Here is a 10,404-nt window from a genome sequence, read left to right as displayed (position 1 = left end):
CCGGTCGTCCCTCCCGCGCCCGCGGACGCCGGGCCCGAGGGTCCCGCGCCCGAGGGTCCCGAGCCCGTCGATCCGGAGGCGCCCGTCCGCCGGGCGCCCGGCGGTGGCCCGAGGTCCTCGGGGGAGCTGCTCGTCGCGGCGCTCAAGGACGCCCGGGAACTGGTCCTGGTGGAGCCGCACATCGCGCTCCCCGCCGAGCGGCTCGCCAAGCTCATCGCCGCCGCCACCGAGGCCGTACGGCAGGGCGGCACGGCCGAGGACACGCTCTGGGCCGTCTGGCGGCTCACCGGCCTCGCCGAGAGGTGGAGCGAGACGAGTGCCGCGGGCGGGCACCGGGGCCGGCAGGCCGACCGCGACCTGGACGCCGTCATGGTGCTGTTCGACCGCGCCGCCAAGTTCGTCGACCGGCTCCCGCACGCGGGCGTCGACGTGTTCGTGCAGGACCTCGTCTCCCAGGAGATCCCCGAGGACTCCCTCGCCCCGCGGGCCCCCGAGAGCGACGCGGTCCACATCATGACCGCCCACCGGTCCAAGGGCCTGGAATGGGACCTCGTGGTCGTCGCGGGGGTCCAGGAGGGGACCTGGCCCGACCTGCGGCCGCGGGGGTCGGTCCTGGGCACCGACGACATGTGCGCCCGGGCGGAGGGTTCGGGGCACGAGGACCCGGTCGCGGTCCGCGCCGCGCTCGCCTCCCAGCTGCTGGCCGAGGAGCGCCGCCTGTTCTACGTGGCCGCGACCAGGGCGCGCGCCAGGCTCGTCGTCACCGCCGTGGGCGGGGAGGACGTCGAGGAGCGGCCGTCGAGGTTCCTGACCGAGCTGGTGCCCGGCACGGGCGAGGAGGCGGCGGCCCTCGACGACCGGTCCCGCTGGCTGACCATGTCCGCGCTGGTGGCCGACCTGCGCGCGGCGGTCTGCGACCCGGCCCGGCCGGAGTCGCTGCGCAGGTCGCCGCCGAGCACCTGGCCCGGCTCGCCGCGGCCGGGGTGAAGGGCGCCCATCCCGACGAGTGGTACGCCCTCACCCCGATCTCCGACGACCGCCCGCTCGGCTGGCCCGACGACGTCGTGCGCATCTCGCCCTCGGCGGTGGAGAGCTTCACCAAGTGCGGGCTGCGCTGGCTGCTGGAGACCTCCGTGGGCGCGGGCGGCACGGACGTGGCCCGCGGTCTGGGCACGGTCGTCCACGCGCTGGCCGTGCTCGCCGCGGACGGCATGCCCAGCGAGGAGACCCTTGCCAAGCACTTGGACAAGGTCTGGGACGAGCTGGACTTCGGCGGCGTCTGGTACAACCGCAAACAGCGCCGGGTCGCCGAGAAGATGATCGCCAGGTTCGTCGAATGGCACCGGGAGAACCCCCGGACGCTGGTCGCCACCGAGGAGTCCTTCGTCGCCATGGTCACCGAGGGAGTGCAGATCAAGGGCCGGGTGGACCGGATCGAGCGCGACGGGCAGGGCCGCGCGGTGATCATCGACATCAAGACCGGCGCGAGCAAGCCCTCCGACGCCGACCTCGACCGCCATCCCCAGCTCGGCGTCTACCAGCTCGCCGCGCTGCTCGGAGCCTTCCAGCGGTACGGCATGCACGAGCCCGGCGGCGCCGCCCTCGTGCAGGTCGGCAACGCGGCGGGCAAGGACGCCAAGGAGCAGGTCCAGCGGCCTCTGGCGGAGGATCCCGAGCCCGGCTGGGCCCACGACATGGTGGACACCGTGGCACGGGGCATGTCCCTGCCCTTCTTCCACGCCAAGGTCAACGACGGCTGCCGCACGTGCGCCGCGCGGGCGAGCTGCCCGGTCAACGAGAGCGGGGGCCAGGTGTGCTGAGCCGTGTCGTGTCATGCGGTGTCGCGCGGGGCCGTGTCGCGCCGTGTCGCGCCGTGCCGTGCCGTACCGCGTCGTGCGGTGTCGCGCGGGGCCGTACCGATGGAGGCCGGGGTTGCTGAATCCGATCCAGCTCGCCGACAAGCTGGGCATCCTTCCCCCGACCCCGGAGCAGGCCGCGGTGATCGAGGCCGGGCTCGAACCCATGGTCGTGGTGGCCGGGGCAGGGTCGGGCAAGAGCGAGACCATGGCGGGCCGGGTCGTCTGGCTGGTCGCCAACGGCCTGGTCCGGCCCGAGCAGGTGCTCGGCCTGACCTTCACCAGGAAGGCGGCGAGCGAGCTCTCCCACCGGGTGCGCGAGCGGCTGGGCGCCCTCGGCCGCGACGTGTCCGCGGACCCGCTGGCGGGCGAGCCGACCATTTCGACGTACCACGCCTACGCCGCCCGGCTGGTGACCGACCACGCCCTGCGTGAGGCGCTGGAGCCCACCATGCGGCTGATCACCCCGGCCGTCGCCTGGCAGCTCGCCGGGCACGTGGTCAGCGCCTACGACGGGCCGATGGAGCAGCTCGACTGGGGGCCGGCCACGGTCACCCGCGCGGTGCTGGAGCTGGCCGGCGAGCTGGCCGAGCACATGCGCGAGCCGCAGGACGTGCGGGAGGTGGGCGCCTGGCTGAAGGAGCGGTACGACGCGCTGCCCGGCTCCCCGATCGTCGCCCAGCGCAGGCCGCTGGCCGTGCAGAAGGCCAGGGAGCAGCTGCTGCCGCTGGTGGAGGCATACACCCGGCTCAAGCGCAGGCGCGAGGTGGTCGACCACGGCGACCAGATGGCGCTGGCCGCCCGGATCGCGGCCAAGCACCCCGAGGTCGGCCGGATCGAGCGGGACCGGTTCGCCGTCGTCCTCCTGGACGAGTACCAGGACACCAGCCACGCCCAGCTCGTCCTGCTCCGCTCGCTGTTCGGCGGCGGCCACCCGGTCACCGCCGTCGGCGACCCCTGCCAGTCCATCTACGGCTGGCGCGGCGCCTCGGCCGGGAACCTCACCCGCTTCCCCCGCGACTTCCGCACGGCCTCTGGGGAGCCCGCCCCGGTCCGCCGGCTCTCGGTCAGCTTCCGCAACGGCGACGCCGTCCTCGACGTCGCCGCCCGGGTGCAGCTCCCGCTGCGGATGGAGGCCAGGGAGGTGCCGGTGCTGGTGCCCGGCGGCAACCGGGTCGAGCGCGGTCGGGTGCTGTGCGCCTTCCACGAGACGGCCGAGGACGAGGCGCGCTGGGTCGCCGACCAGGTGTGCGGGCTGCTGGGGAGCGAGACCGCCCCGGACGGCCTGCCGTGGGGCGAGGGCGAGCGCAGGAAGGCCAGGCAGAGCATGTGGGGCGGCCCGCAGTGCCTGCAACCGCACGACGTGGCGATCCTCGCCCGCAAACGCTCGCAGTTCCCCGCGCTGCGCAGGGCCCTGGAGGAGCGCGGCGTCCCGGTCGAGGTGGTCGGCCTGGGCGGCCTGCTCACCGTGCCCGAGGTCGCCGACCTGGTGGCCACCCTGCGCGTGCTCTACGACCCGACGGCCGGGGACGCCCTGGTCCGCTTGCTGTCCGGCCCCCGCTGGCGGATCGGCCCGGCCGACCTGAAGGAGCTGGGCGAGCGGGCCCGCGAGCTGAACCGGGAGAGCCGCGAGGCCGGTTCCCCGGTCGCCGACCTGCTGGACCAGGTCGTCGCGGAGCTGTCCGAGGAGCGCGGCAGCCTGGTCGACGCGCTGGACGAACTGCCCGACCGGCCCGAGTGGCAGGAGGCGTTCTCGCCGACGGCCTGGGTACGGCTGGTCGCCATGGCGCAGGAGCTGCGGGCCCTGCGCGGCCGCGTCGGACAGCCGCTCCCCGACCTGATCACCGAGGTCGAGCGCCGCCTCGGCCTGGACATCGAGGTGGCGGCCCGCGGATCGGCCGCGGGCCCGTTCGCCGCCCGGGCCGACCTGGACGCCTTCGTCGACGCCGCCGCCCGGTTCGCCGGCGACTCCGAGGACCCGACGCTGGGCGCGTTCCTGGCGTTCCTCAAGGCGGCCGACGAGGAGGAGAACGGCCTGGACGCCGGGCGGGTGGGCGAGAGCAACAGTGTGAAGCTGATGACCGTGCACGCGTCCAAGGGCCTGGAGTGGCCGGTCGTGATCGTGCCCGGGATGTCGCAGGTGCTGTCGAAGACCGGCACGCCGACCGTCGGCACCATCTTCCCGGCCCGGCCGGTGGTGAGCCCCCGGTGGACGGAGAACCCGCGCAAACTGCCCTACCCGCTGCGCGGCGACGCCTCCGACCTGCCCCGGCTGGCCGGGCTGGCCAGGGAGGAGCTCGCCGAGTTCGACGAGCGCTGCCGCGACCGCGACCTGCTGGAGGAACGGCGACTCGCCTACGTGGCGGTCACCCGCGCCCACTACCTGCTGATCGCCTCGGGCTACCGCTGGGGCGGCGCGGCCAAGCCCCTGGAGCCGTCGGACTTCCTGCTGGAGATCCGCGAGACCTGCGGCCGGGTGGCCACCTGGCCGCCGCAGCTCGAGAAGGGCGCCACGAACCCTCTGCTGGCTGAGCCCGCCGAGGCCGTCTGGCCGGTCACCCCGGAGGGGGCCCGGTACGAGGCCGTCGTCGACGGCTCCCTCCTCGTCGAGGCCGCCCTCCGCTCTCTCGCGGGGGCCGCCGGGGACGTGGGGGCCGCCGGGAGCGCGGGGCCCGCCGGGAACGCGAGGGTCACCGGGAACGTGGAGCCCGCCGGGAGCGCGGGGCCGCCGGACGCTCCGGGAGCGGAGCGCCCGCGGTGTCCGTGCGCGGTCCGGGCGGCGGAGAGACCGGGGCCGGGGAGCCGGGGGGCGAGGAGGACCCGCGCCTGGCGGAACTGCGCGACCGGGACCGGGAACGGGCCAGGGCCTGGGAGCGGGACGCCGAGCTCCTGCTCCGGGAACGGGAGCGGAACCGGCGGCGCGGCGGGCGCCAGGCCGAGCTGCCCGCCCGGCTCACCGTCTCGGACCTCGTCGCCCTGGCCGCCGACCCAGCGGCCCTGGCCCGGCGGATCCGCCGTCCCGTCCCGAAGCGGCCCGCCCCCCTGGCCCGCCGCGGGACTCCTTCCACCGGTGGCTGGAGACGCGCTGGGGCCAGCAGCGGCTCCTCGACGAGCTGGAGCTCCCGGCGCCGGGGACGAGACGGAAGAGGCCGAGGCCCTCCTGGCGGAGCTGCGCGAGAGGTTCGAGGAGAGCGAGTGGGCGGGCCGGGAACCGCTCGACGTCGAGGTCCCGTTCGAGATGATGATCGCCGATCGGCTGGTCCGCGGCCGGATGGACGCCGTCTTCCGGACCCCGGACGGCGGCTACGAGGTCGTCGACTGGAAGACGGGCCGCCGCCTGATGGAGACGACGCGGACCGCGGCCTCCGTGCAGCTCGCCGCCTACCGCCTGGCCTGGTCCCGGCTGGCCGGCGTCCCCCTGGACCGGGTGGGCGCGGCCTTCCACTACGTGCGCTTCAACGAGACGGTCCGCCCGGTGGACCTCCTCGACGAGCGCGGCCTGGTCGCGCTCGTCGAGTCGGTCCCCGCGCTCAGGCGGGCGGGCGGGCCGTGACGGTCAGGCGGCTCCCGCGCTCAGGCGGGCGGGCCGTGACGGTCAGGCGAACAGCGCGGCGATGTCGATCTTCAGGTTGAACGGCTCCGGGAGCTCCAGCGATCCGCCGCTGTGCACGGTGACCGTCTTGAGGTACGGCTCCCGCTCGTCGAAGGGCGCGGGGTCCTCGACCGGCTCGCTCATCAGGGTGACCTTCGGCGGCTCGGCCGTGGGGTCGACGATGAGGTAGAGCGGCACCCCGGCCCTGGCGTAGTCGACCGGCTTCTCTTGGTAGTCGACCGATGCCGTGCTGCCCGAGCAGACCTCCACGACCAGCAGCGTCGAGTGCCCGTAGATGTGCATCTCGTCGTAGTCCTCCGCGTCGAGCGGAGCGACGATCAGATCGGGAAGCCGCATGTCACGGAAGGGCGGGATGTGTATGCCGGAACTCTGGTAGAGCGCCCAGCCCATCTCCCGCTTCAGTTGGTACAGCAGATCGGTGAGCCGGTCGACGATCTTGTCGTTCCGGCGGGACGTCCAAGGGCTCACGATGACCTGCTCCCGGACGATCTCCGCGGAGTACCCGCCTTCGTTGAGCTCTTCGCAGAGCCGGAGAGTCTGGTCGTCGACTGTTCCGGGCCATGGCCGGTGGGGCGCGTCTCTCCGGTCGCATGGCTGGTGGACGGTCTGGTATCGAGGTGGGGACATGACCATTCCGGCATCCTCTCGGGACTCCTTACGCTGGCATCGTATGTCGATCCCCTCACATCCCGTCGCCGACCGTACCAGTGCCGTCTACGCAAGGTGACGAATTTTCCAGGCCGACCGGCCGCAAGTAGTGGAAGCCCGGCCGCGGGTGCATCAGGAAGTCGTGGTGGGAGATGTTCCAGGCGTAGGCCCCGGCCATCGCGAACTCCACCACGTCCCCCGGCTCCAGCCGGACCGGGACCCTCCTGGCCAGCACGTCCTTCGGGGTGCACAGCTGCCCGACGATCGTGACCGGCTCGCCGGGCCCGCCCGGGCCTCCGGCCGAGGTCCAGCCGGCCAGCGGCTGGTCGTGGCCCTTGGTGGCCGGGGTCCGCAGGTGGTGGGTGCCCCCGGCGACCACCGCGAACAGCTCGCCGTGCACCCGCTTGACGTCGATCACCCGGGTGACGTACCGCCCGCAGTAGACGGTCAGCGACCGCCCCGGCTCGACCCGCAGCACCTCGCCGGGCCGCCGAAGCCCGGCCAGGCCCGCGCCGTACGCCTTCCAGTCGAACCGGGTGTGCGGGTCGGCGTACGACACGCCCATGCCGCCGCCCAGGTTCACCTCGGCCGCGCCGATCCCCCGGGCGTAGTCCAGTACGGCCTCCGCCAGCCCCAGCATCCGCGGCGCGTCCAGCCCGCTGGCCAGGTGGGCGTGCACGCCCCGCCAGCGCAGGAGGTCCTGGCCGCGGAGCAGGGCGAGGCACTCGGCGACCCCGCCGGGGTCCATGCCGAACGGGGTCGCGCCGCCGCCCATGGCCAGCGAGGCGCCCTCGACGGGGAGGTCCAGGTTGACGCGGAGCAGGACGTCGGCCGGACGCCCGAGGGCGAGCAGCCGCCGCAGCTCTCCGGGGCTCTCCACGTGCAACCGGTGGACGGGCGGAGCGACGCGCGGGTGGACGGCGGCGGCCAGTTCGGCGTCGGTCTTGCCCGGACCGCCCAGCGCGACCGGCACATCGGGGAACAGCGCCCGCACGTGTGCCAGCTCCCCGCCCGAGGCCACCTCGAAGCCGTCCACGTACCGGGCGAGCACCCGCAGCAGCTCCGGGTCGGGATTGGCCTTGACCGCGTAGTGCAGCTCGATCCCGTCCAGCGCCGCCCGGACCTCCGCCACGTGGGCGTCCAGCTCACGCAGGTCGTAGACGTACGCGGGCGGCTCCGCGGGGATCACCGGGCACCCGCCGCGTGCGCCAGCGGGTTGGCCACCGCGACGTACCCGGCCGCGCGGTCCGCCGCCCGCGACCACCGGACCGTCAGGTTGGCCTTGGCCGGCAGCGGCGCGCCCGACAGCAGGTCCGCCAGGAGCGGCGGCCACCCCCCGCGCGGCCGCGTAGCGGGCCAGGACCTCCCCGGCCGCCGCCCACAGCTCCCGCACCGGCCCGTCGCCGGCCAGCGCGGCGGCGACCTCCGCGAGGTGGTTGACGACCAGGCAGTAGACCACCCGGTTCCAGCCGTCGGCGGCGTCGTAGGTGAGCGCCTCGGCGACCCGGTGAGGCAGGGCCGACAGGTCGTGGCGGCCGGCGACGAGCTTGGTCCCCTCCAGGTCGCGGAAGACCGCCTCCACCGGTGTCCCGGCCGGGTCCACGCCGACCAGGACGTTCTGCAGGTGGGGTTCCAGCACCACGCCGTGGGCCAGGTAGGCCTCCAGCACCGGCGGCGCGACGCACTCCACGTAGGCCCGCCACCAGCGCACCGGGTCGGCGGCGGCGGACTCGGGGAGCACGGGGGCGGAGCCGGGGAGCGGACCGGCGGCGAGGGCGCCGCTCAGCAGCGGGGTCACACCCGGTCCGCAGACCTGCCGCGGGCTCGCCCGGACGATCACGCTCAGCCCCTCCAGCAGCCGGGTGCCGAGGTCCGCCGAGCGGTAGCCGGGCTCGGGGAGCCAGCGGGTGCCGGGGAACCGCTCCGCCAGATCGCGGAAGACCGGTTCCAGGCGGGCGGTCAGCTCGACCGCCCCGGCCAGCTCGTACCAGGAGTTCTTCCGGACGCAGTTGGTGATCCGCACGTCCAGGCTGAACTTCAGGCACCGCTCGATCGACGGCTCGTAGACCGTGCGGACCGACGAGGTGGGGACCGCCCCGCGAGAGGCGCGTCCCAGGTCGACCAGGCGCCCGTCGGCCAGCGGCGCGGCCAGCTCGGCGGCCAGCAGGTCGAGCTGCCAGGGGTGCGCGGGCAGCAGTGCGTACCCGGGCGGCGCGTCGCCCAGCGCGTCCAGCGCCGCCGTCTCGCCCGCCTCGGCCAGCACGTCGTGCCGGACGCCGAGCAGCCGGAGCGGGAAGCTCGCGTGCGCCTCCGGGGCGTAGGCGAGCCAGTCCGCGCCGGGGGTCCCGCCGGAGGCTCCGTCGCGGGTCCCGCCCTGGTGCGAGGCGTCCGCGTGATGAGTCCCGTCCCCCTCCGGACCGCCGGAGACGCCGCCCCGCGCCTTGGGACTGGGGTGGAACGGGTGGCCGAAGACCAGCGCCTGCTCGGACGCCAGCCAGGGGTCGGCCGGGGGGACCGCGTCCCGGCGCCTTCCAGCAGCGCCGCCACGGCCCGGCGGCTCGACCGCACCTGGGCGGCGAACTCCTCGTTGCCCCCGCCCAGCTCGGCCTCCAGCAGCCGGACGAGCCGGTCGGCGGAGAGCGGGCGCCATCGACCGCCCCCGGTGCCACTCGGCGGGACCGGTGAGCCGGAGCGCGATCCCGCCGTGCGCCCGCACCCGCAGCGGGACGCCCGCGACGTGCAGCAGCAGGTGGGCGCCGTCGTGCCGGACCAGGCCGCGCGGCCCGGCGACCTCCCGTACGGCGCAGCGCAGCAGCGCGGCCAGCGTCGCCTCCTCGGCGACGGCGGCCGGGGAGTCGAGAACGGAGTCGAGAGCGAGGGCGGTCATGGGGTCCCCTGGGTGATCACGGGCCGGACGGCCGCGGGAGGATGACGGAGGTAGTTGGGGCCGCTGGTGCCATAGAACTTGTTCACGTCGCGCGCTCCGGTGCGCGCCTTGTCCACCAGCGTCCCGGCGGTGACCATCGACTTGCCGACCAGCCGGGCGGCGTCGAGGGTCCTGGCCCGCAGCAGCCGGGCGGCCGGGTCGTCGCCGTACGGCTCCAGCGCCTCGGCGAGCGTGTCCCGCAGCAGCCGGGAGGCCCGCGCGGGCGGCAGCGCACCGAAGGCCGGGGCGGCGGCGGCCAGGTGCAGGGTGATGGTCACGAACACGTCGGCGAGCGCGTGGGGGTCGTCGGTCAGCATGCGCCCGTCGGCGAAGTCCGGGACGGAGATCCCCGCGGCCCGCAGGCGCCCCGGGGAGGCCAGCAGCCCGTCGTTGTCCTTGACCAGCAGCCGCGGGGGGCCGCCGCCGTCCAGGACGAGCGCGAGGTTCTGCTGGTGGGCCTCCAGCGCGACGCCGTACCGGACGAGGAGCCGCACGCCGGAGGCGAACAGCAGGCGGAGGTACTCGGTCAGCAGCGCCTCGACGCCGCCACCGCCACCGTCGCCGCCGTGCCGCCGTGCGGCGAGCTCCTCGGCGACCGTGCCGCCCTCCGGCAGGGGGGCGAGCAGCGCGGCCACGGGGACGATCTCGCCCGGCGGGAGGCGGCGGACGAGCCAGGCCAGGTACTCGTGCCCGGTGTGGGCGTGGACCTGCTCGTCGGCCAGGAGGATCCGCGGACCGGAGATCCGGCGCAGCAGCAGCTCGGCCCGCGCCCCGTCGGCCAGCGTGCCCGGCTTGATCGACCGCCGGTTGCGCAGGCCCAGCGTGCTGGTGGGCAGCGGCAGCTTCAGGTGGGTGCGCGCGTCCACCTCGACCGTGCGCATGGACAGGGTGGGCCGGACGGTCAGGTACGGTTCCGGCGCCGTGACCGCCCACGGGATCGCGCGGACGGCGGGGAGCGCCAGCGGGTGCACCGGGAAGAGCACGTGGGTGTCCGCGAGCTCCGCGGCCAGTCCGACGCGGGCGAAGCCCGGCGCCATCGGCGGTCCTCCGGAGGACGTGCCGGTCACCCGCTCGCGGGGCACCGCCGCCCACCGCAGCTCGAAGCTCGGCGCGAACTCCGGCGCGTAGGCCGTCAGGTCCTCGTCGGAGAGCCCGGCCCGGCAGCGCGCCGTCGGATAGACGGGATGGTCCAGGAAGGCCGCCAGCGCCTCGTAATGCGCGGTCCCGGCCGGGCCCCGCCGCAACCGGTCGAGCACGTCCCGCCGGTGCGCGTCGTGGAGGTCGAGGGCGCGCAGGGCCTCGTGGCACTCCCCGGCGAACGCCTCGACCCCGGCGGCGTCCGCCGGGTGGGCGACCGCCCG

6 protein-coding genes are annotated in these 10,404 nt (G+C 75.3%); 3 read left to right on the top strand and 3 right to left on the bottom strand.

Features of this window, described 5'->3' with window-relative positions:
* The 3 genes from ACWJ6R_RS21200 to ACWJ6R_RS21190 all read left to right on the top strand — a co-directional run.
* Nucleotides 1-987 (top strand): 3'-5' exonuclease (locus ACWJ6R_RS21200; RefSeq protein WP_449063904.1); only part of this gene is annotated, 987 nt, incomplete at its 5' end.
* Nucleotides 984-1,820 carry a RecB family exonuclease gene (locus ACWJ6R_RS21195; protein ID WP_449063903.1) on the top strand — a complete coding sequence of 279 codons (837 nt, stop codon included), beginning with the start codon at nt 984-986 and terminating at the stop codon, nt 1,818-1,820. The genes ACWJ6R_RS21200 and ACWJ6R_RS21195, both read left to right, overlap by 4 nt.
* Before the next feature lie 112 nt (nt 1,821-1,932).
* The gene (locus tag ACWJ6R_RS21190) at nt 1,933-5,409 is read left to right on the top strand and encodes a UvrD-helicase domain-containing protein (RefSeq protein ID WP_449063902.1); all 3,477 of its coding nucleotides are present in this window, start codon (nt 1,933-1,935) and stop codon (nt 5,407-5,409) included.
* Between the two features lie 42 nt (nt 5,410-5,451).
* On the opposite strand, the gene ACWJ6R_RS21185 is transcribed toward ACWJ6R_RS21190, so the two are convergent.
* The 3 genes from ACWJ6R_RS21185 to ACWJ6R_RS21175 all read right to left on the bottom strand — a co-directional run.
* Nucleotides 5,452-6,096 (bottom strand): Uma2 family endonuclease, encoded by a 645-nt coding sequence (locus ACWJ6R_RS21185; protein ID WP_449063901.1) that lies wholly within the window; start codon nt 6,094-6,096, stop codon nt 5,452-5,454.
* Between the two features lie 55 nt (nt 6,097-6,151).
* Nucleotides 6,152-9,004 (bottom strand): IucA/IucC family protein, encoded by a 2,853-nt coding sequence (locus tag ACWJ6R_RS21180; protein WP_449063900.1) that lies wholly within the window; start codon nt 9,002-9,004, stop codon nt 6,152-6,154.
* The coding region (locus ACWJ6R_RS21175; RefSeq protein WP_449063899.1) for an IucA/IucC family protein at nt 9,001-10,404 on the bottom strand (1,404 nt) is incomplete at its 5' end. The genes ACWJ6R_RS21180 and ACWJ6R_RS21175, both read right to left, overlap by 4 nt.

The organism is Planomonospora algeriensis, from assembly GCF_977012225.1.
The sequence above is the reverse complement of the archived record's forward strand: the minus strand, read 5'-3'. Positions and strand labels throughout refer to the sequence as shown.